Raw genomic sequence first — 20,304 nt, forward strand, 5'->3', positions numbered from 1 at the left:
CCTTAGAACGGAGAGCCTGCATGTTAACCCGACGATTATCCTGCCTTGCGCTGCTGATGGCGCTGGCGTCACCCGCAATGGCCGCGGATACCCCTTCCTACGGCGAAAAGCTGGAAGGTTTCGATTACGGCTGGCCGGTAAAACACTTTACCTTTACCTCGCAAAACCAGTCTCTGGATATGGCTTATCTGGACGTTAAGCCGGAAAAACCCAACGGTCGCACCGTGGTATTGATGCACGGCAAAAACTTCTGCGCTGGAACCTGGGACGGCACGATCCGCGCGCTCTCGGCCAGGGGTTATCGCGTGGTGGCACCCGACCAGATCGGTTTCTGTAAATCCACCAAGCCGGAGCGGTATCAGTACACCTTCCAGCAGCTGGCGGACAATACCCATGCGCTGCTCGCATCCCTGGGTGTCGATCGCGTGACGGTTATCGGGCATTCGACCGGCGGCATGCTGGCGACGCGCTACGCGCTAATGTGGCCGCAGCAGGTGGAACAGTTGGTGATGGTCAATCCGATTGGGCTGGAAGACTGGAAAGCGCGCGGTGTTCCGCATATTACCGTCGACCAGTGGTACCAGCGCGAACTGAAAGTCAGTGCCGACGGTATTCGTCAGTACGAGAAAAACACCTACTACGCCGGGGAGTGGAAGCCGGAATACGAGCGTTGGGTGACCATGCTCGCCGGGCTGAACAACGGACCTGGCAAAGCGCGCGTGGCCTGGAACTCGGCGCTGCTCTACGACATGATCTACACCCAGCCGGTGATCTACGAATTTAGTGAGCTGAAGATGCCGGTATTATTGATGATCGGCACGAAGGACAACACCGCCATCGGGAAAGATCTCGCCCCGCCGGAGATCCGCAAGACGCTCGGCAACTATGCGGTGCTGGGCAAAGAGACGGCAAAACGCATTCCGCACGCGACGCTGGTGGAATTTAACGATATGGGTCATGCGCCGCAGATGCAGGATCCTGCGCGCTTCCACGAGGCACTGCAAAAGGGGCTTCAGCGCGGCGATCCGCTTTTAGAATGATTTTCCACCTCTTTTCACTACACTAATAGCATTTTGCCCGCTGTCGAGGCCTTGCGTTTCCCGCTATGATAAGCGGCTAGTCTGAGGAGAATGCATGGTCTGGATAATGCTGGCAACGCTTGCCGTGGTGTTTGTGGTTGGGTTTCGTGTCCTGACCTCAGATTCCCGCCGCGCCATCAAACGTTTAAGCGAACGGCTGGGAATCACCCCAATGCCGGTTGAGTCGATGATCGATCAGTTCGGTAAAACAGCCGGGAATGAGTTTATCCGTTATCTTGAACGCCCGGACGAGGCGCATCTGCAAAACGCGGCGCAGGTATTGCTGATCTGGCAGGTCTGCATTGTCGACGGCAGTGAAGAGAACCTGCATACGTGGCACCGTCTGCTGCGTAAAGCCCGCCTGGGTGCGCCGATCACCGATGCGCAAATTCGTCTGGCGCTCGGCTTTATGCGCGAGATGGAGCCCGACCCGCAGGAGCTGAACGCCTTCCAGCTGCGCTATAACCAGCTATTTCTGCCGGAAGAGGGTGTGTTTTATCTGCATTAAGCCTTTTTGCCGCACAAGATATTCTGAGCGTTCAGGATCTCCTCTCTGTTTTCATTGAGGCGAGTTGCGGCATAGATATCAATATTGAGTCGCTTTGCCTCATCATCCGTTAGCTCGCGATAGCATAGCCCTTCCTGATTGAAGGTGCATTTTGACTGAGGTAGCAGCGCAAACCCTTTCCCTCTTGCGATACGACTCAGCATCACCAGTGAATCGTCTGGTTCTTTTATGCGCTTCAGCGGCGTTTTCAGCGTGTCAAAGTAGCTTTCACATTTGTCGTAAAACGACGGATTAGCACTTCTGGAAAACCAGAAAATCGGTAAATCACTGATATCGTCGAGAGCGACTTTTTCTTTCAGGCTTGCAGGGTGTAAAGAAGGCATTGCGATAAGGAGCGGCTCCTGGCAAACCCAACGGTACTGGACAATATCTTCATGACCTGTCCCTTTTTCCCCTGTTAGCACCAGATCCAGCATATTTTTGGACAAGCTTTGCAGCAGCTGCGCTGATGTCAGGTCCGGTGTTTCAACATCATCCCCGGCGTTCAGTTTTTGAAGCTGCCTATTCACCGGTTCAATATATTCAAAATTAAGCGTCCGGGTGAGTCCGATCCGTAAGGTGGTTTCAGAGGAGAGGGAATCCGTTTTCAGTTCACTGATTTCGCGAAGAATTTTCTCAGCTTTTACCACCAGTGCGCGCCCTGATTCAGTGAGGCTTACGTCGTGCGTATTTCGACTGAAGAGCTGACGCTTCAAAACGGCCTCAAGACATTTAATCTGCCGGGTCAGAGGGGGCTGCGTCATCCTCAGACGTTCAGCTGCCTTGCGGAAGTTCAACTCATGCGCGACAGCGAGAAAGCATTGCAATTGTTTGATACTGGGAAGGTTATTGCTGATTAAATGTTCTGCTGTAGCCATAACGATGATCCTGAAAAGCGAAAAGGTATTTTCGTTTTATTTTATCTTCTCAGATCTTACACGGGAACGTTTAAAATAAAAACCTAAAAAAATAGTAATACAAAAACTATATTACAAATTTAATAATTCCATTTGAGTACTGGATTGATAAATTTCTCATGCAATTTTGACTCATTTTCTCTAACGCGAAATATGGCATTTAAATTCTGTTAAAGGTCGTCCACGTAATTATCAGAACTAGCGTGTTTGGCAAGAGGGTTCTGTGTAGATGATTATATCTTGCTTACGAGATGCACAGCAGAAAAAATGGCTAATTATATAAACGATTATTGAGGTAAGTAATATGATTTCAGAGAAATTACCGCAAAATATGACGCTAAAGTCATGGCTCGCTTTAGTTATTCTGGCAATTTCAACATTCACCATCGTTACCACTGAACTTGCGCCTGTAGGGTTATTAACTCCTATTGCAGAGGGGCTCCATTCTTCGGAATCCGCGGTTGGCATGACCGTGTCTCTTTATGCGTGGGTAGGGGCATTAAGCGCATTGTTTGCCTCCGTGTTCCTGGGAAATGTGGCGAAAAAGCGTCTTTTGTTGGTACTCACCGTCGTTCTTATGATATCCAATATTTTGGCCGCCACGGTAAGCACTTACGGTGCTCTACTGAGTGCGCGCGTATTGGGTGCACTTGCGCATGGTGCATTCTGGGCAATGATTGGAGCGACTGCAGTAGCCATTGTTCCTGCCCGTTATATCGGTACGGCAACATCAATCGTATTTGGCGGTGTTTCTGCGGCAAGCGTGTTTGGTGTACCGGTTTCAAATTATATTGGCATTCATTTGGGCTGGAGGCAGGCATTCTGGCTGATGGCAGCACTCAGCGTCGTGGCCTTTGTGGGCATTACTGTTCTTGTCCCGCAAATAAACAATAAAAGCGCGATGGGTATTGATGCTCTCAAAAGAGTGCTGAAATCGTCCACGCTGTGGAAAATTTACTTTGCCACGCTGCTTGCCGTTACCGCCCACTTTGCCGCATTTACCTACATTGAGCCTTGGTTACACATGCAGAGTTTACTCTCCGCTGCTTTTGTTCCGGCTGTGCTTTTAGTTTACGGCATCGCGGGTCTGGCCGGTAATTTCCTGACCGGCGTGTTGATTGATAAATATCTAAAGATGACGGTAGCTTTATCCGTGCTGCTTATCTGTGCGGTGCTGATCTTCCTCGGACGGTCAGGTTCCTCACTCTCTGTCGCGCTCATTTTCACTGCCATGGTTATCTGGGGCGTTGCGGTATCAGGAGTATTTGTCGGATTTCAGACATGGGTGTTACGTATGGCGGAAGATAAAACGTTTCCAGCCTCAGCACTCTATGTTTCGTTTTTCAATATCGCCATCGGTATCGGTGCTTCAGTGGGGGCCTGGATGGTGTCATCGTTCCCGGTCCCCCTCCTTTATATCGTAGCGGGCACAGCCATTGGCCTTTCCATCCTGCTTGTCGCGGTTATTCCTGCGAGCCTTACGACAAAACATTCTCGCGTGGAGAAATCGTACGAGTCAAATTAACGACTGTGCAAGGCACTGCTGAGAAATAAAAAAACGTGACTTTGTTAGCCATAAAAAACCGGGTCTCCCCGGTTTTTTTACGTTGTTGAGCGGAATATATCAGGCGTTCACACCTTTCATGCCTTCTTCCGAATATCGTTCCCCTTTAATTTCTATCTTCCGATGAATGTTGTTCAGCGATTCAACATCGCTTTTTTCCAGAATAACTTCCGCCGCATGAGCGTTTTCAGCCAGATAACGGGTATGCTTAGTGCCAGGAATTGGAACCAGCTTATCGTATTGTGCTAGCAGCCAGGCCAGAGCAATTTGCCCTGTAGTGCAATCGTATTTCTGTGCAAGCGGGGTAATTGCATCGAGCAACTGGCGATTATGATCCAGACTGGACTGAATAAAACGCGCATTATTCTTGCGGAAATCACCGTCTGCAAAATCGTCGTTGCTGAGGTATTTGCCTGTCAGGAAGCCTCTGCCAAGAGGAGAGTAAGGGACCAGGCCGATACCCAACGCTTTCACAACCGGTAGAACGGTATCCTCAATATCACGCGTCCACAGCGAATATTCGGTTTGCAGCGCGGTGACCGGATGTACCGTATGGGCTCGCTGTAACGTTGAAGCCGACACTTCACAAAGACCAATGTGATTAATTTTACCTTCCTTAACGAGTGTGCTCAGGCACTCCATGCTTTCTTCGACCGGCGTTTCGTTGCTGACCCTGTGAAGATAAAAGAGATCAATCCGTTCAACGCCAAGCCGCTTAAGGGATTCGTTACAGCAGCGGATAATATAGTCGGGTGTGTTATTGATAGTGCGGGCATAGGACTCGTCAGGAGAGCGATCGATGCCGCACTTCGTGGCGATTTTGAACTGGTCGCGAGTGTTTTTATCCAGCCCGGCAAGAAAGTGACCGATTAGCCTTTCATTATGGCCACGGCCATATAAATTTGCGGTATCAATAAACGTCACGTTCAGATCGATGAGGTTATGCAATACCTGCAGTGAGCCTTTGTCATCAGTCTGGCCATAAAATTCACTCAGACCCATGGCACCGTAGCCGACGGCACTGACGGTAAGATTTTGAGATAAAGTACGTGTTTTCATAGTTTCTCCTTTTCAGACGCTATGATTGTTTCACCTCAATTGTGGTTACTGAATTTTCATTTTCGTTATGCTGAAAAGGTATCAGTCACCGCCGATCTGCCTTCCGAATCATTAAAAACCACAAAAGTTGTCTAAACGTTAAATACGTCACACTTTTGATGATAAACTGCGCGACTTTTCCGCACGTTTTTATCTTCAGGTGACGCCATGACAGAACATATTCAGCCCTCGACCAGACCGCAGACCAAAGAGGTTTCTCGCCCCAACTGGTCGGCGGTTTTCTCCGTGGCGTTCTGTGTTGCCTGCCTGATCACCGTCGAGTTTCTGCCGGTCAGCCTGCTGACGCCGATGGCGCAGGATCTCGGCATTTCCGAAGGCGTGGCGGGGCAGTCTGTTACCGTGACCGCCTTTGTGGCGATGTTCGCCAGCCTGTTTATTACGCAGGTGATTGGCGCCATTGACCGCCGCAAAGTGGTTATTCTTTTCAGCGTCCTGTTGACGCTCTCCTGCCTGCTGGTCTCCTTCGCGGAAAACTTCACCCTGTTGCTACTGGGGCGCGCCTGTTTAGGACTGGGTCTTGGCGGTTTCTGGGCGATGTCCGCCTCGCTCACCATGCGCCTGGTACCCGCGCGTACGGTGCCGAAAGCGCTGTCCGTCATCTTCGGTGCGGTCTCCATCGCGCTGGTGATTGCCGCGCCGCTGGGCAGCTTCCTCGGCGGGATCATCGGCTGGCGTAACGTCTTCAACGCGGCGGCGGTGATGGGCGTGCTCTGTATTATCTGGGTATGGAAGGCACTGCCGTCCCTGCCGGGCGAAGCGGCGCATCACAAACAGAATATGTTCAGCCTCCTCAAGCGTCCGGGTGTGCTGGCGGGGATGACCGCCATCTTTATGGCCTTTGCCGGGCAGTTTGCCTTCTTCACCTACATCCGTCCGGTGTATATGACCATGGCGGGCTTTGACGTGGATGGTCTGACGCTGGTGTTGCTGAGCTTTGGTATCGCCAGCTTTGTCGGTACGTCGCTGTCGTCACAGTTCCTGAAACGTTCCCTGAAAGTGGCGCTGGCTGGCGCGCCGCTGGTTCTGGCAGTGAGTGCCACGGTGCTGGTGCTGTGGGGTAGCGATAAGTGGGTTGCGTCAGCCATTGCGGTTGTCTGGGGATTTGCCTTTGCGCTGGTGCCGGTGGGCTGGTCGACGTGGATCACTCGCTCGTTGGCCGATCAGGCGGAGAAAGCCGGGTCGATTCAGGTGGCCGTGATCCAACTGGCAAACACCTGCGGCGCGGCGGTGGGCGGCATTGCGCTCGACCATCTGGGACTGACGTCACCGCTGGTGATTTCCGGTACGCTGATGTTGCTGACAGCGCTGCTGGTGGCCGGGAAGGTTAAGGCGAAGTAAACCAAATGTCCCCTCTCCCCTATGGGGAGAGGGGACATCAGGCTACGCCGATGCCTTAACCCTTCTACGCGAATCCATCGAAATCAACACTACTGACGACACAATCAACAGCGTCCCCAGCCAGTCCGGCAGGGTGAACGCCACACCCAGCAAAACCACCGACAGTAATGCGCTGCTCAGCGGCTCGGCGCAGCTCAGAATGCTTGCCTTCGGCCCGCCAATCATCTGTGCGCCTTTCAGATACAGGCTAAATGTTAGCGCCGTACCGATTACCACCAGGTAGAAGAAGGCCAGCAGCAGGCCGCCGTCAATCACAAAGGTGGTCCCGCGTCCGGCGTAGAACGGCGTCAGCATGAGCCCGGCAATCAACATACTCCAGCCGACAATCGGCAGCGTGCCGTAGCGGGCGATCAGCGTTGAGGGATACGTGGTGTAAAACGCGGCAGCAAAGGCCGAGGCGATACCGAAGAACAGCGCGGCAGGGGAGATGGAGAGCGAGGTCGGGTCGCCGTGAGTCACCAGCAGGAAAGTACCGATCAACGACGTAAAAATCGCTGACAGGACAAACACGCCGGGACGCTTTTTCCGCGCCAGCGCAAACCAGGCCACGATAATGGTCGGTGACAGAAACTGCAGCACGGTGGCGGTAGCCGCGTTGGATTTTTCAATCGTCAGCAGGAAGGTGAGCTGCACGGTGAGCGCGCCAACCAGAGAGAAGAACAGCAGGCTGAGGGCATCTTTGCGATGCTTGATGACCGAGAAAATCTTGTCGCCGTGAACGAAAGAAAGCGTCAGCAGGATCACGCCGGTAAACAGCAGGCGAACCATGGTCAGGTAAGGCGAAGAAATGTGGCTTTTCTCCATGATGTACTGCGCGCAAACCCCTGAACTTCCCCATAAAACGGCGGCGATCAGGACGTTTAACATCCCTTTGCGTGTGGAACCCATGTTCTCCCCTGCTATGTTGATTTTTTTGTAGCATAACATGGGATCTTGCCGGGTTGTGTGCGGCCTGATGCCCTCACCCCAGCCCTCTCCCACGGGGAGAGGGAGAAAACACTAAAAACGGCAACGTTGCGTTGCCGTTTTGCGTTTACCTTGCTAGAACCACGCCTCCCACATCGCGCCGACGTTGAAGTCGTCCAGCGTTTCGTCTTTGGTATTATTCACGCGGGCGGTGCGTTCGTTATCCACTTTGCCGCCGGTCACGTAGAAGCGCAGCATTGGACGGAACTCCGGACCCATGGCGATAGACATGTTCTGCGACAGGGTCAGCTTCCAGCCCTTGTTATCGCCGCCGTTGTCATAATCAACGTGCTGCCAGCCCGCTTCGAGCCAGGTGGAGTGAACGTCGTTCCACCAGTGCATTGGGCGCACGATGGCGTTGTAGTTCTTACGGTTGTCGGTCTTATCACGACTGTTGTCGTAGTCGTGGAAGGCGAGGATGTACTCTACCTGCGTGGCCTGGGTGAATTTGTATAACCCTTCGAAGCTGGCGTAAACCGTGGTCAGATCCTCGGTTTTGTTGAACACGCTGTTGTCCGCATTATCGGAGTAACGCGCGATCACCTTGTTCACGCCGCTGTCGTTGGTGTGGCTCAGCACCACGCCGCCCTGCCAGGCGTTCAGGCGTTCGTCGCTTTCAACCGCTTTGGAGTCAAAGCCGTAGTTAGCGTACAGCTCCATGTCGATCGGGCCGAGCTTCATGCCGTGAATTTTTGACGTCGCGGCGTAGTTGCCTTTGTCGCCCGTGCCGGAACCGCCGGTACAGGTGATGCGCGACGGGTTGGCTTCATCCTCCATCACTTCCGGGCTACAGGATTCCACCGCCGCCACGGCAGCGACGTCAAACTGCACGCCGCCGATGTCGAAGTTCTTCACCCCGGCACCCTGGCCGTCGTGGTTCATCCAGAAGTAATCGTTAATGCCCTGCTGTGGACGCTGATGGAAGTCACGGCCCGCCCAGAAATAGGCGTTCGGGTTGGAGGCCATAATGTTGGTCACGCCCGCGTAGGCTTTTTTAAGGTTAACTTCGTCGCCCCAGTGGTCGATCATCACGTTGATGTCCCAAATGGCGCCGTTATCACCCTTGAAGGCTTTAGAGAGCTGGAATTCCCCACCGTTGCCCTCGTTACCCAGACGACCAATCGCGGAGGCGCCGTTGTAGGAACCGTCCACCGCTACGTATTTCTGATCGGCGGCCTGGAAGTGCGCGCCGTAGCGGGCGTAACCGGTAAATTTCACCCCGAACGGGATCGCCATATCCGGGGATTGCGCCGCGCTTTGCGGCTCGGTCACCACGTCTGCCTTTTTCGCGACCGCCGCATCCATTTTGGCCTGCCGCTCGGCCAGCGCTTTGTCCACCGCTTTAGCCACAATGGCGTCGATTTGCTCCTGCGTAAATTCTTGTGCGAGTACAGAAATTGGGCAAAGCGCGGCGATAACCGCCATGGTTAATGGAAGTTTTTTAATCGTATTCATGGTTATCTCAATATAGTTTAATTTTATTCAGACAATAACCATCCCGCTCCGATCTGACAGAGTATGTCGCTATCATCAGAACAAGTGGATCTCTATTTAGGGTACAGAGGTATTACATTAATTATTTCGCCATAGACTATCTCTGATATAAATGAATAATTTCTTCGGATAATTCACGCGCTAATAAGGAGTTCATTAAATGATCCTGGGCATGAACCATAATTAAGGTCATCGGCTGGCGGCCTTCGCCAGCATCCTGCTCAATCAGTTTGGTTTGCATCTTGTGCGCCTGGCGCGCGTAGCCATCGGCTTCGCGCAGCAGACTTTTGGCCTCGTCAATGTTGCCCTGACGCGCCGCGTGCAGGGCTTCAAAGCACAGGCTGCGGGACTGTCCGGCATTGACGATAATTTCCATTACGGCTTCTTCTAGTGCGATCATCATCATTACTCTTGTTCAAAACTATTATTTAAGGCGGTGGCGGCAAACCACTCTCCGCTTTTCTTAATGGTGCGCTGCTGCGTCTCTACATCGAGCTGAATAAACCCGTAGCGATTTTTATACGCATTACACCATGACCAGTTATCAATAAACGTCCACATATGGTAGCCAAGACAATTGCAGCCCTCGCTAATCCCTTTATGCAGCCACGTTAAATGCTCAGAAATAAACTCGATACGGTATTTATCGTTAATCTGGCCATTTTCAATAAAGCGCTGTTCATTTTTGACACCCATGCCGTTTTCCGAAATAAAGCAGCGCGGGTTGCCGTAATTATCACGCAGGTTAACCAGAATATCGTAAATACCCGGCGCGTAGATTTCCCAGCCGCGGTACGGGTTCATCTTGCGGCCCGGCATTTCGTAGTTATCAAAGAACCACTCCGGCATAAACGGCGCCTGCGGGTTCACCGCGCTGTCACGACACTTAACGCGGCGCGGCTGATAGTAGTTCACGCCGAGCAGGTCGATTTTCCCTTCCGCGATCAGGGCGCTATCTTCCGGCTTACAGGCAGGCAGCTGATCGTATGCCTTCAGCAGCGCAACCAGGTCCGCCGGGTATTCGCCGCGCAGGACCGGGTCGAGGAAGCTGCGGTTAAACATCAGATCCGCAATGTGTGCCGCCTTCACGTCCGCCGGGTTTTGCGAGCGCGGATAGGACGGCGTCAGGTTTAATACGATGCCGATTTCCCCCGCGTAGTGACCGGCGCGGTAGGACTGAACCGCCTTTGCGTGGGCCAGCACGGTGTGATACGCCACGGTGGCTGCCCGACGAAAATCCACCACGTTCGGGTAGTGGAAGTCGTACAGATAGCCGCCTTCCACCGGCACAATCGGCTCGTTGAAGGTAAACCAGTGCAGCACGCGATCGCCAAACAGCTCGAAGCAAATCTGCGCATAGCGGGCGTATGCGTCCACGACTTCTCGGTTTTCCCAGCCACCGATCGCCTGCATCGCCATCGGCATGTCGAAATGGAACAGGGTAATAAACGGCGTGATGCCCTGTTCATTCAGCTCATCAATGACCTGATGATAAAAATCGACCGCTTCCGGGTTCACTTCTCCGATACCGTCAGGGATCAGGCGCGCCCAGCTAATCGAGGTACGAAAGCTGTTGTGGTTCAGCTGCTTTAACAGCTGAATGTCCGTTTTCCAGTGCTGATAAAACGTGGAGGTCTGCTGCGGCCCCACGCCGTTGTGAAAACGGTTTGGCTCGCGGGCAAACCAGTAATCCCACGTGGTTTCGCCCTCTCTTGCCCCTTCCGTCTGGAGAGCGGAGCTTGCGCTGCCCCACCAGAAGTTATCGGGAAATGTGTATTTCATGACCTTTCCTCTTTGACTTAATTGCTTGCGGTTTCGGCAGCACCGACGGTTGCCTGCGCTTTCTGCTCTTCGTTTTTCATCAGCGTACGCTCATAGGCACGCAGGAAAGGCAGATACATCAGCGCGGACATCACCATACACACAAGGCACATCACCACCGGGCTCAGCGCCCAGTTCGCCGCCCACGAGGCGCCAATCGGTGCCGGGGTGGTCCACGGGGTTAACGAGACGACCTGCGCCAGCCAGCCGAGTTTGGTTGCCGCATACGCCAGACAGGCGTTGATCAGCGGAACGCACACGAACGGAATGAACAGCATCGGGTTCATGATGATCGGCGCGCCAAACAGAATCGGTTCGTTGATGTTAAAGAAGCTGGGCACCACGCCCATTTTGCCGATGGTACGCAGATGGGTAACGCGGCTGCGCAGCAGCAGGAACGCCAGGGGTAACGTGGAGCCTACGCCGCCAATCAGCAGGTAGTGATCCCAGAAGCCCTGCAGGTATACGTGCGGCAGCGCCGCGCCGGCCGCCAGTGCCGCCTGGTTTGCCGAGAGGTTCGCCATCCAGAACGGGTTCATGATGCCGGTGACAATCAGCGAGCCGTGGATACCGGCGAACCAGAAGATCTGGCACAGCAGCACGGAGAGCAGAATAGCGGGCAGGGAGTCGGAGGCAGAGACCAGCGGCTCCAGCAGGTGCATGATCGCCTGCGGGATAATCATCCCGGTTTGCGCTTCGATGAACAGATTCAACGGGTGCAGGGTACCGATCACCACCATCACCGGGATCAGGATCTCAAACGAACGCGCCACGCCGGTCGGTACTTCTTTCGGCAGGCGGATGGTGACGTTGTTCTGCTTCAGCCACGCATAAACGCGGGTGGCGTAGATGGCGGTGATCAGCGCGGTAAAAATGCCCTGGCCGGAGAGATACTGGGTCGAGATTTTACCGTCGGCATACGGCGCGGCGACCAGCAGGAAGGCCATAAATGCCAGCAGGCCGGACATCACCGGGTCGAGGTTAAACTGGCGCCCCAGGCTCGCCCCAATCCCCACCGAGATGAAGAAGGTCATCACGCCCATGCTGAGGTTAAACGGCAGCATCAGCTGTTCGCGGTAAGTCTGGGAGAAATCCAGCCAGCCGCGCGCAAAGCTATTGGTAGTATCCGCCGAAAACGGCGGGAAGATGAACACCAGCATAAACGAGCCGATGATCATGAACGGCAGCGCGGCGGTAAAGCCGTCGCGGATAGCAATCACATACTTTTGCTGACCAAGTTTGGCGGCCAGCGGGGTAATTGACTGCTCAATCACCGCGACCATGGATTGATATAACGAACTCATGTGAACACCTTTTAGTGTGCCGCTTCGATGAGCGACAGAGCATAGTCCAGTACTTTATCGCCACGCTGCATGCCGTAGTCCATCATGTCGATGGGCTGGACCGGAATGCCTTTCGTAGCCGCCTTGTCTGAGAGTGTCTGTAACATGTATTTCACTTGTGGTCCGAGAAGCACCACCTGGTATTGCGGAAACTGCGTATCAAATTCGGAAACACCGTACGCATCTATTTTCACCGGCAAACCACGTTCTTTCGCGACATCGACCATTTTGCTGACCAACAGGCTGGTGGACATCCCGGCAGAGCAGCACAGCATAATCTTGAACATCGACAACCATCCTCTAAATGTAAAAAGTTATTGCGGGAATGATTGGACATTATACGGAAACCGGTTTCCATTCATAAAAGACAGAAGTGTGACAACCATCAAGATCCCTTACTTATGAGGCTAATTAACCGGATGCATGTCACATAATTTGGCTGTTTTGACATCATTTTGAGTGGAAACGGAAAATCGGTTTCCATGGAAAACGGAAACGGATATACTCCGTTCTGGCTATAATATGAGCCGAAGCGGTCATGGAATTTGCAGGCGCGAGGTAAGCCTGTCAGGGGAAAGAGATGTCGACAATCAATGATGTATCACGTCTTGCCGGGGTATCTAAAGCCACGGTATCGCGAGTGTTGAGTGGGTCGCGTGGCGTAAAGGAAGCCAGCCGTCAGGCCGTTCTGAAGGCAGTGGATGAGCTTAACTACCGGCCTAATGTGATTGCCCAGTCGCTGCTGAGCCAGTCGACGGGATGTATCGGCGTCATTTGCGCACAGGAAAATATTAACCAGACCACCGGTTATTTATACGCGCTGGAAAAACATCTCAGCCAGCATCAAAAACACCTGCTGCTGCGCTTCGCGCATAGCAAAGCCGAAGTAATGAATGCGCTCGAAGAGCTCTCCTGCGGTTTGTGTGATGACATCCTCGTCATCGGCGCGCGTTTCCCGCTGGACGTGGATATGGACAACGTCATCCTCGTGGACTGTATGGAGTCCGATAATTCCAATAGCATCCAGTTCGATCACGCCTTTGCCGCTGAAACCGCCTGTAACTACCTGACCAGCCAGGGTCGTCGCCAGATTGCCCTGATCCACCCGCACGGCAGCGGTTTTGCCGATCAGGTGCTGCTCGGCTACAAACATGCGCTGGAGAAAAATTTTCTGCCCTTTAATCGCAACCTCGTCTTTATGGACGCGACCTCCTCGTCCGTTGCGCTACAGGAGCTGCTTAACAACGCCAGCACGCTGAATTTCAACGCATTACTGGTGGCGGACGAGCAAGAAGCCCAGCGAGTGATCCCACAGCTGCAGGCGTTTAATAAATCCGTGCCGGAAGACATTATGGTCTTCAGCCTTGCTGGATCCCTGCACCTGCCGGGTATTCCGGTGATCCCGGCCATTGAATATTCCATGGATGCCATGGCGGCGCGTATCGTGAGCTGGCTGACGGAGAAAACGCAGATGCTGGGTTCGTATGTGCTGCGCGGGGATTTAATTATTCCGGATGTGCGTAAGCGTTAAAAATGTTGTGTAGGCCGGGTAAGGCGCAGCCGCCACCCGGCGAGAAGCACGTTTCCAGCCCTCAATAATCTTCCATACAGTCCACCTGACCAATCGCCGCCCAGTAAGCATCCAGATTGTCGCGCTTGACGGCGGTAACGGCATTTTTGATCAGCAACTGATTGGCCTCGGACGACAAAATCATCTCCTGCCAGGCTTTATCGCTCTGCTTTCTCTGTGGCGTACAGGTTTTCTTAATATCTTTAAGGACCTGCTGCTTTATTTGCGCCTCTTTCGCGGGGTCATCCTTTTCCTGAGCATGGACAAACGCGGCGAAGAGCAGACAAACCAGCAGGCAGACCAGGTGCGCAGCTTTCATCAAAACCCCCTTTAGAAGTCACATGCTTCCCATGAAATATATCGTTACATTCAGTGTAGCGACGCCAGTCGAAAGTATGAATTTTCTCCACGCTACCGGTGTGCGATAGTGAGACGGCACAGAAACAAGGAGAGAAAATATGCACTTGAGCATTACTGACGCCGTCACGCCGCAGGAAAAAGAAGAGCTACTTGTGGGTCTGAGAGCCTATAACGGACGGTTCCTCGATTTGACGAACTTTAGCGGTGACATAGGCGTTTACGTTCGAGACGAAAAGGGCGTCATGCTGGGCGGCTTAATTGGCGTACGTAAAGGCGACTGGCTGAATATCGACTATCTCTGGGTGAGCGATACCGTGCGGGGCAGCGGTGTGGGCGGCCAGCTTATCAACACGGCGGAAAATGAAGCCAGGCGTAAAGGCTGCAAGCACGCGCTGGTGGATACCGTTAGCTTCCAGGCGCGCCCGTTCTATGAAAAACAGGGCTACCAGCTGCAGATGTCTTTGCAGGATTACCCATACCCGGGTATGCAGCGTCATTACCTGACGAAAGCGCTTTAAATTCTGATTCTGCGGGCCGGGGAAGCGCAGAGCCACCCGGCGATACCCGCATATAACTTATCCTTCTTATTGATTCTTTTTCGTTTTTTATTTCCCCGCCTCGTTGTCGATATAGTCATTGAAACATTCAGCAAAAGGAACTGTCTCGTGAAACGTCGATTGGGTGCGCTGGTCCTCGCTGGCCTGCTGCTGGCAGGGTGCGATCAAAATGGCAGCGATGCCAGACACATTAAAGTAGGCGTCATCAACGGCGCCGAGCAGGACGTGGCGGAAGTCGCCAAAAAGGTGGCGAAAGAGAAATATGGTCTGGACGTGGAGCTGGTCGGCTTCAGCGGCTCGCTATTGCCTAACGATGCTACCAACCAGGGGGAGCTGGATGCCAATGTCTTTCAGCACCGTCCGTTCCTTGCAGAAGATAACAAGGCGCATGGCTACAAGCTGGTTGCCGTGGCGAATACCTTCGTGTTCCCGATGGCCGGTTATTCACGCAAAATCAAATCCGTTTCGGACCTGAAGAACGGTGCGACCATTGCCATTCCAAACGACCCAACCAACCTTGGCCGCGCGCTGTTGATGCTGCAAAAAGAGAAGCTCATTACCCTGAAGCCAGACACCGGCCTGCTGCCGACGGCGCTGGATATTACCGCTAACCCTAAACATCTGAACATCATGGAGCTGGAAGGGGCGCAGCTGCCGCGCGTGCTGGACGATCCCAAAGTGGATGTCGCCATCATCAGCACCACCTATCTTCAGCAAACCGGGCTGTCGCCGGTGCATGACAGCGTCTTTATAGAAGATAAAAATTCGCCGTACGTGAACATCGTGGTGGCGCGCGAAGACAACAAAGACGCGGAGAACGTGAAGGAATTTATCCAGTCGTATCAGTCACCGGAAGTGGCGAAAGCGGCTGAGACGATCTTTAACGGCGGAGCGGTACCGGGCTGGTAAATTCTGCCTGAAAACGCGGAGTTTAAATTGGCCCGATTCCATCGGTAATCGCCCTTTAACCCACAGCGTGACCTGCGACGTCAGGCTATCCTCCTTATCACACCAACCGGAGGATAGCCCATGAACATTACCCAAATTCGCAACGCCACCCTGCTGATTACCTACGCTGGGAAACGTCTTTTAATCGACCCGATGCTGGCCCCGAAAGATGCTTATCCGGGCTTTCCCGGCACGGCACATGCCGAACGCCGTAACCCGACGGTCGAACTCCCTGTTGACGTCAACACGCTGCTGAACGCCGACGCGGTGATCGTCACCCATACCCATGACGATCACTGGGATCGCGCCGCGGCAGAGCTGATCGCCAAAGACAAGCCGATCTACGTGCAAAACGATCGTGATGCCGCGCTGCTGCGCAGCCAGGGGTTTATCAACCTGACGGTCATGACTGACGCGACCACCTTCGACGGGATTCAGATTGCTAAAACCCACGGCGGCCAACACGGTACCGACCGGGCTTACGCCGTGCCGGAGCTGGCGGAGCGTCTGGGCGAGGCCTGTGGCGTGGTGCTGCGTCATCCTGATGAGAAGACGCTTTATCTTGCCGGGGATACCGTCTGGCGTGACGCGGTGGCGGCCGATCTGCAAAAGCACCAGCCGGACGTGGTGGTACTGAACGCAGGCTATGCACACGTCATTGGTTTTGGCCCCATTATTATGGGGCAGGAGGATGTGCTCAACGTTCATTTCCTGCTCCCACAGGCCAAAATAGTGGCGAGCCATATGGAAGCCATCAACCACTGCCTGCTGACCCGCAGCGCGCTGCGTGAGTACGTTGAAGCCAATCAGGTGAGTCACGTAGTGACCATTCCCCAGGATGGCGAAACCGTTATATTCTGAGTGCGTTAAAGGGAAAGGAGAGACAAATGTCGCTAATCAACGTCGCGATTGTCGCGGTAGACGGGTTCAGCCCGTTCCACTACTCCGTTCCCTGCATTCTGTTTGGCGATTCCGTCTCCGGCGAAAAGCGCTTTAACGTGACGATCTGCGCCGAAACGCCGGGGTTCCTCACCTCAAAAGACGGGTTCGCCCTCAACGCCACGCAGGACTACACCGCCATTGGTCGGGCCGATATAGTCGTTGTTCCCTACTGGCAGCACGTCCTCGAACGCCCGCCTCAGACGCTGCTCGACAGCCTGGTGCAGGCGAGAGACAACGGCGCGGAAATCGTCGGGCTGTGTCTGGGGTCGTTTGTGCTGGGCTATGCGGGCATTCTCGACGGCAAGCGCGCTGCCACCCACTGGGAGTTCGAAAATCAGTTCCAGTCGCTCTTTCCGCACGTCCAGCTTGATATCAACGCCCTCTACGTGGATGACGGCAATATCATCACCTCTGCCGGAACCGCGGCTGCGCTGGACTGCTGCCTGTATATCATTCGTCAGCGCTTTGGCAGCGTAGTCGCCAACCAGATTGCCCGGCGGATGATTGTGCCGCCGCACCGCGAGGGAGGTCAGGCGCAGTTTATTGCTCAGCCTGTTCCGAATGACACCCGCGATGCACGTATCAATTGCCTGATCGACTATCTACAGCAGCACATCACCGAACCGCATAGCCTGGACTCGCTGGCGGAGGTGGTTTCGATGAGCCGCCGCACGCTGACCCGTCACTTTATTAAAGCCACGGGAATGAGCGTCGCCGACTGGCTTACCGCCGAACGCCTGCGGCGTAGCCAGATCCTGCTTGAAGCCGGAAATATGCCGATTGAACGCGTGGCCGAGCTGGTGGGATTTAATTCTGCCGTCACCTGGCGACAGCAGTTTAAGGCGCGTTTTGGGGTAAGTCCTGCGGAGTGGCGAAAGACGTTTCGTCTGCATAGCTAGCGTGGAAGTTCCACCCCGGTAAGTTGGGTATGAAGAGATTGAGCTACCCCAGCCTCTCCACCTTCGTCTCCCCCTCCGCCATCGACAGCTGGTACAGCGAAAACGATCGCTGTTTCTCAATCAACTTCGCCAGCTCCGGCGAGTGGCTGGTGAGCCAAATCTGCGAGTAGCGGCTGGCCTCGGCGATTAAGCTCGCCAGCGCGGGCAGCATCTGCGGATGCAGGCTGTTTTCCGGTTCGTTCAACGCGATAAACGCCGGTGGGCGCGGGCTTAACAGCGCCACCGCCAGGCACAGAAAGCGCAGGGTGCCGTCGGAGAACTCCGCCGGTTCCAGCGGCCTGCTCAGCCCCTCGCGCTGCATCATCATGCGAAAACGTCCGCCGGTGTTGTCGCTGTAAAACACGCAGCCGGGGAAGGCCTGGTCGAGGATGCGCATCAGGAGCAGTTCGTCGCCAATCTCCACGATGGTCTGAAACGCCGCTGCCAGGTTGGCACCGTCGCTGGCCAGCACCGGGGAACGGAACCCGACCTGCGGGGCACGCATCGCCGAGCCGGATGAGACGGAAAACTCATGATAAAAGCGCCAGTTACGCAGGGACTCGCGCATCTGCGACACTTCCGGGTAAAGATGCGGTTCGCCGAGCTGCCCGAACACCGATTCGTTCTCATACAGCGTGCCGCTGTGGGTCACTTTCTCGTGATGCACGTTATTCAGAAACACCGCCTGATTCTTACGCTTCATCAGCTGTGACGACGGGCGTCGATGCTGGCCGCTCAGCCAGATGGACTCCTCTTTGATCACCGGATCGAGCTGAAACTGCGAAGGGTAAGGCAGCCTCTCCACAAACCCGACCTGCAGCTCGTATTCGTAGGTCTCTGTTTCCACCGCCAGGTTCATCCGCCGAAGCTGGTCGCTGCGGGTTTTGCCTGCCCAGAACACCTTCAGAATGCCGCCCTCGTTCGCCAGCGCCTGGGAGAACTGCCCCTGGGCGGCGCTGTGCATCAGGTGTATCGCCTTGTAAATATTGGATTTCCCGGTGCCGTTCGGGCCGAAGACGATGTTGAGCTGCTCCAGCTCAAGCGACATCTCGCGGATGGAGCGGTAGTTTTGAATGTGCAGGGTGTTGATCACGGGCAGGCCCCTTTTTGCAGAATAAGCCTGTATATAATCACAGTCTTTGAGGTTAAATGCAAAAAAGAGACGACAGTGAGGATGTCGTCTAAACGGGGTACTGCTTTGGGCCTCTACGGGTCAATGGGGCCTTCGCATTTTTGTGATCACTTGACTGCCAGACGCAGACCCAAATCATCAGGATAGGGATCAAAGTAGTTTTGCGTCATCAGATACCGGTCAGGATATTCGGCCAGGTAGTGCTTCAGCAGCGTGATCGGGGCGAGGATAGGCAACTGCCCGTTGCGATAGTGCAGGATCACGTCGCGCAGCTCACCGCGCTGGCGGGTGTTTAGCTGGTTGCGGAAATACCCCTGGATATGCATCAGTACGTTGGTGTGATTCTTCCGCGAGGCGGGTTTTTTCAGGATGGTCATCAGCTTTTCCCGGTACGCCACAAAGAAGGCGTCCAGGTCTTCCCACTCGTGCAGCGAGGCGACAAACGGGCCGATTTCACGGTAGCCCGCCTGATGGTGCGCCAGCAGCTGCAACTTATAGCGGCTGTGGAAATCCAGCAGCCCACGTCGCGTCAGACCTTTAGCGCGCAGCGTGTTTAGCTCGTGCAGGGCAAATACCCGCTCAATAAAGTTTTCCCGCAGCACAGGGTCGTGCAGCCGACCATCTTCCTCGACGGGCAGCCACGGGTAGGTTTCAAGAAGGGCGGCGGTGAACAGCCCGACGCCCTCCTTGCGGCCCCGGTTGCCGTTTTCATCGTACAGCCGCACGCGTTCCAGGCCACAGCTTGGGGATTTTGCACAGACGATAAATCCCGAAAGATCGCCGATTTTTGGCAGATAGTCCGCCGTAAAGTTGGCCATTTTCTGCGTGAGGTCATCATGAGGCGGCTTGCTGAAACGGAGCTGCGTCTCGCCGCTGTCCGTCAGCGTCAGGCGTATGGCCGGGCGAGGCGTCGGCAGCCCGATCGCCATTTCCGGGCAGACGGGGCGGAAATTCACCCACTGGGCCAGCTCATCCATAACGAAGCCCATACGCTTGTGTCCGCCGTCAAAGCGTACGGCGGAGCCGGTCAAACATCCGCTAATACCGAGCACAGGTTTCGTTGTCATGGTGTGGTCCTCCCGTTCATATCATTAAAACTTACACAACATGACTAATTTGTCCAAGTATTCGCGGAACTATTTTTTTTATTCCTTTAGAATCAATGCGTCTTAACTGCCCTTGTAGGTCGAGTAACCGTACTGACTCAGCAAAAGCGGGATGTGCAGCTTTTCGTTGGTGCGGGTCACGGTAAACAGCACCGGGATCTCCGGGAAGAAGGTGTCCAGCTTTTTACCGTGGAAGTACTCTGCGGTTTTAAAGGTCACTTTATACACGCCAGGCTGCATGTCCTGGTCCTGCGGATAGAGCGATTTAATACGTCCGTCGTGGTCGGTTTTGCCGCTGGCAACCGGGGTCCATTTGTCCTGCTGCTGCTTCTCCAGCGTAACGGTCACGTCTGATGGCGGCATCCCGGTTTGCTGGTCGAGAATGTGGACGCTCAGCGTGCCGGCAGGGGCGCTAAAGGCGGCAGGGGCAAAGGCCATGGCGGCCAGGAACAGCAGAGGGGTTGTTTTTTTCATGGTGTTTTCCTGTGGAGTTATTGGTCACA

21 protein-coding genes are annotated in these 20,304 nt (G+C 54.3%); 9 read left to right on the forward strand and 12 right to left on the reverse strand.

The genetic code is table 11. The annotated features are described in order from the left end of the window. Positions 1-20 precede the first annotated feature (20 nt). Both L383_RS05190 and L383_RS05185 read left to right on the forward strand, forming a co-directional pair. Positions 21-1,040: an alpha/beta fold hydrolase gene (locus L383_RS05190; RefSeq protein WP_023331693.1), complete on the forward strand. Its 1,020-nt coding sequence runs from the start codon at positions 21-23 to the stop codon at positions 1,038-1,040. Between the two features lie 94 nt (positions 1,041-1,134). Further along, the gene (locus L383_RS05185) at positions 1,135-1,587 is read left to right on the forward strand and encodes a DUF1198 domain-containing protein (protein WP_014881939.1); all 453 of its coding nucleotides are present in this window, start codon (positions 1,135-1,137) and stop codon (positions 1,585-1,587) included. Here L383_RS05185 and L383_RS05180 read toward each other — a convergent pair. Beyond that, complete coding sequence (locus L383_RS05180; protein ID WP_023331694.1) at positions 1,584-2,504, reverse strand: LysR family transcriptional regulator; 921 nt, start codon at positions 2,502-2,504, stop codon at positions 1,584-1,586. The two genes, L383_RS05185 and L383_RS05180, sit on opposite strands and share 4 nt — an antisense overlap. A gap of 343 nt (positions 2,505-2,847) precedes the next feature. Between L383_RS05180 and L383_RS05175 the strand changes: the two genes are divergently transcribed. Beyond that, a complete protein-coding gene (locus tag L383_RS05175) occupies positions 2,848-4,068 on the forward strand; it encodes an MFS transporter (RefSeq protein WP_023331695.1) in 1,221 nt (406 codons plus the stop codon). Positions 4,069-4,167: 99 nt separating this feature from the next. Here the strand turns inward: L383_RS05175 and L383_RS05170 are convergent, their stop codons facing one another. Next, a complete protein-coding gene (locus L383_RS05170; RefSeq protein ID WP_023331696.1) occupies positions 4,168-5,166 on the reverse strand; it encodes an aldo/keto reductase in 999 nt (332 codons plus the stop codon). A gap of 207 nt (positions 5,167-5,373) precedes the next feature. Between L383_RS05170 and nepI the strand changes: the two genes are divergently transcribed. Beyond that, entirely contained in the window at positions 5,374-6,564 is a 1,191-nt protein-coding gene (nepI, locus tag L383_RS05165; protein ID WP_023331697.1) for a purine ribonucleoside efflux pump NepI, read from the forward strand. 42 nt (positions 6,565-6,606) lie between these two features. Here nepI and L383_RS05160 read toward each other — a convergent pair whose 3' ends face one another. The 6 genes from L383_RS05160 to L383_RS05135 form a co-directional block, all read right to left on the reverse strand. Next, a complete protein-coding gene (locus L383_RS05160) occupies positions 6,607-7,512 on the reverse strand; it encodes an EamA family transporter (RefSeq protein ID WP_014881941.1) in 906 nt (301 codons plus the stop codon). 153 nt (positions 7,513-7,665) lie between these two features. After that, complete coding sequence (locus L383_RS05155; protein WP_014881942.1) at positions 7,666-9,045, reverse strand: carbohydrate porin; 1,380 nt, start codon at positions 9,043-9,045, stop codon at positions 7,666-7,668. A gap of 136 nt (positions 9,046-9,181) precedes the next feature. Then, entirely contained in the window at positions 9,182-9,484 is a 303-nt protein-coding gene (locus tag L383_RS05150; protein ID WP_029741865.1) for a PTS lactose/cellobiose transporter subunit IIA, read from the reverse strand. A 5-nt stretch (positions 9,485-9,489) separates the two neighbouring features. Continuing rightward, a complete protein-coding gene (locus L383_RS05145) occupies positions 9,490-10,866 on the reverse strand; it encodes a glycoside hydrolase family 1 protein (protein WP_023331698.1) in 1,377 nt (458 codons plus the stop codon). Between the two features lie 17 nt (positions 10,867-10,883). Then, positions 10,884-12,209 carry a PTS sugar transporter subunit IIC gene (locus L383_RS05140; protein WP_023331699.1) on the reverse strand — a complete coding sequence of 442 codons (1,326 nt, stop codon included), beginning with the start codon at positions 12,207-12,209 and terminating at the stop codon, positions 10,884-10,886. Positions 12,210-12,220: 11 nt separating this feature from the next. Next, on the reverse strand, positions 12,221-12,535 hold the full coding sequence (locus L383_RS05135) for a PTS sugar transporter subunit IIB (RefSeq protein ID WP_014830072.1): 315 nt from the start codon (positions 12,533-12,535) through the stop codon (positions 12,221-12,223). Positions 12,536-12,828: 293 nt separating this feature from the next. Here L383_RS05135 and L383_RS05130 point away from each other — a divergent pair, with 293 nt between their 5' ends. Beyond that, complete coding sequence (locus tag L383_RS05130) at positions 12,829-13,779, forward strand: LacI family DNA-binding transcriptional regulator (RefSeq protein WP_014881946.1); 951 nt, start codon at positions 12,829-12,831, stop codon at positions 13,777-13,779. Between the two features lie 61 nt (positions 13,780-13,840). Here the strand turns inward: L383_RS05130 and L383_RS05125 are convergent, their stop codons facing one another. Beyond that, a complete protein-coding gene (locus tag L383_RS05125) occupies positions 13,841-14,137 on the reverse strand; it encodes a YicS family protein (RefSeq protein WP_014881947.1) in 297 nt (98 codons plus the stop codon). A 139-nt stretch (positions 14,138-14,276) separates the two neighbouring features. Here L383_RS05125 and L383_RS05120 point away from each other — a divergent pair, with 139 nt between their 5' ends. The 4 genes from L383_RS05120 to L383_RS05105 all read left to right on the forward strand — a co-directional run bounded on the left by L383_RS05120 (position 14,277) and on the right by L383_RS05105 (position 17,524). Further along, complete coding sequence (locus L383_RS05120) at positions 14,277-14,696, forward strand: GNAT family N-acetyltransferase (protein WP_023331700.1); 420 nt, start codon at positions 14,277-14,279, stop codon at positions 14,694-14,696. A gap of 147 nt (positions 14,697-14,843) precedes the next feature. Then, positions 14,844-15,644, forward strand: a complete 801-nt coding sequence (nlpA, locus tag L383_RS05115) for a lipoprotein NlpA (protein WP_023331701.1) — start codon at positions 14,844-14,846, stop codon at positions 15,642-15,644. Positions 15,645-15,764: 120 nt separating this feature from the next. Next, a complete protein-coding gene (locus L383_RS05110) occupies positions 15,765-16,544 on the forward strand; it encodes an MBL fold metallo-hydrolase (protein WP_023331702.1) in 780 nt (259 codons plus the stop codon). A gap of 26 nt (positions 16,545-16,570) precedes the next feature. Continuing rightward, positions 16,571-17,524, forward strand: coding sequence for a GlxA family transcriptional regulator (locus L383_RS05105; RefSeq protein WP_014881951.1), 954 nt, complete (start codon positions 16,571-16,573; stop codon positions 17,522-17,524). 43 nt (positions 17,525-17,567) lie between these two features. On the opposite strand, the gene L383_RS05100 is transcribed toward L383_RS05105, so the two are convergent. The 3 genes from L383_RS05100 to uraH form a co-directional block, all read right to left on the reverse strand. Beyond that, positions 17,568-18,656 carry an AAA family ATPase gene (locus L383_RS05100; RefSeq protein WP_014881952.1) on the reverse strand — a complete coding sequence of 363 codons (1,089 nt, stop codon included), beginning with the start codon at positions 18,654-18,656 and terminating at the stop codon, positions 17,568-17,570. A 146-nt stretch (positions 18,657-18,802) separates the two neighbouring features. Further along, positions 18,803-19,762 (reverse strand): YbgA family protein, encoded by a 960-nt coding sequence (locus tag L383_RS05095; RefSeq protein ID WP_014881953.1) that lies wholly within the window; start codon positions 19,760-19,762, stop codon positions 18,803-18,805. A gap of 102 nt (positions 19,763-19,864) precedes the next feature. Next, positions 19,865-20,275, reverse strand: coding sequence for a hydroxyisourate hydrolase (gene uraH, locus L383_RS05090; protein ID WP_014881954.1), 411 nt, complete (start codon positions 20,273-20,275; stop codon positions 19,865-19,867). Between the last annotated feature and the right edge of the window lie 29 nt (positions 20,276-20,304).

Source organism: Enterobacter sp. MGH 37, from assembly GCF_000534515.1.
GTDB lineage: Bacteria > Pseudomonadota > Gammaproteobacteria > Enterobacterales > Enterobacteriaceae > Enterobacter > Enterobacter kobei.

Bases quoted from the DNA above. Each gene is read 5' to 3' on its own strand.
- L383_RS05190 (WP_023331693.1), top strand. From the start codon at position 21: ATGTTAACCCGACGATTATCCTGCCTTGCGCTGCTGATGGCGCTGGCG.
- L383_RS05185 (WP_014881939.1), top strand. From the start codon at position 1,135: ATGGTCTGGATAATGCTGGCAACGCTTGCCGTGGTGTTTGTGGTTGGG.
- L383_RS05180 (WP_023331694.1), bottom strand. From the start codon at position 2,504: ATGGCTACAGCAGAACATTTAATCAGCAATAACCTTCCCAGTATCAAA.
- L383_RS05175 (WP_023331695.1), top strand. From the start codon at position 2,848: ATGATTTCAGAGAAATTACCGCAAAATATGACGCTAAAGTCATGGCTC.
- L383_RS05170 (WP_023331696.1), bottom strand. From the start codon at position 5,166: ATGAAAACACGTACTTTATCTCAAAATCTTACCGTCAGTGCCGTCGGC.
- nepI (WP_023331697.1), top strand. From the start codon at position 5,374: ATGACAGAACATATTCAGCCCTCGACCAGACCGCAGACCAAAGAGGTT.
- L383_RS05160 (WP_014881941.1), bottom strand. From the start codon at position 7,512: ATGGGTTCCACACGCAAAGGGATGTTAAACGTCCTGATCGCCGCCGTT.
- L383_RS05155 (WP_014881942.1), bottom strand. From the start codon at position 9,045: ATGAATACGATTAAAAAACTTCCATTAACCATGGCGGTTATCGCCGCG.
- L383_RS05150 (WP_029741865.1), bottom strand. From the start codon at position 9,484: ATGATCGCACTAGAAGAAGCCGTAATGGAAATTATCGTCAATGCCGGA.
- L383_RS05145 (WP_023331698.1), bottom strand. From the start codon at position 10,866: ATGAAATACACATTTCCCGATAACTTCTGGTGGGGCAGCGCAAGCTCC.
- L383_RS05140 (WP_023331699.1), bottom strand. From the start codon at position 12,209: ATGAGTTCGTTATATCAATCCATGGTCGCGGTGATTGAGCAGTCAATT.
- L383_RS05135 (WP_014830072.1), bottom strand. From the start codon at position 12,535: ATGTTCAAGATTATGCTGTGCTGCTCTGCCGGGATGTCCACCAGCCTG.
- L383_RS05130 (WP_014881946.1), top strand. From the start codon at position 12,829: ATGTCGACAATCAATGATGTATCACGTCTTGCCGGGGTATCTAAAGCC.
- L383_RS05125 (WP_014881947.1), bottom strand. From the start codon at position 14,137: ATGAAAGCTGCGCACCTGGTCTGCCTGCTGGTTTGTCTGCTCTTCGCC.
- L383_RS05120 (WP_023331700.1), top strand. From the start codon at position 14,277: ATGCACTTGAGCATTACTGACGCCGTCACGCCGCAGGAAAAAGAAGAG.
- L383_RS05110 (WP_023331702.1), top strand. From the start codon at position 15,765: ATGAACATTACCCAAATTCGCAACGCCACCCTGCTGATTACCTACGCT.
- L383_RS05105 (WP_014881951.1), top strand. From the start codon at position 16,571: ATGTCGCTAATCAACGTCGCGATTGTCGCGGTAGACGGGTTCAGCCCG.
- L383_RS05095 (WP_014881953.1), bottom strand. From the start codon at position 19,762: ATGACAACGAAACCTGTGCTCGGTATTAGCGGATGTTTGACCGGCTCC.
- uraH (WP_014881954.1), bottom strand. From the start codon at position 20,275: ATGAAAAAAACAACCCCTCTGCTGTTCCTGGCCGCCATGGCCTTTGCC.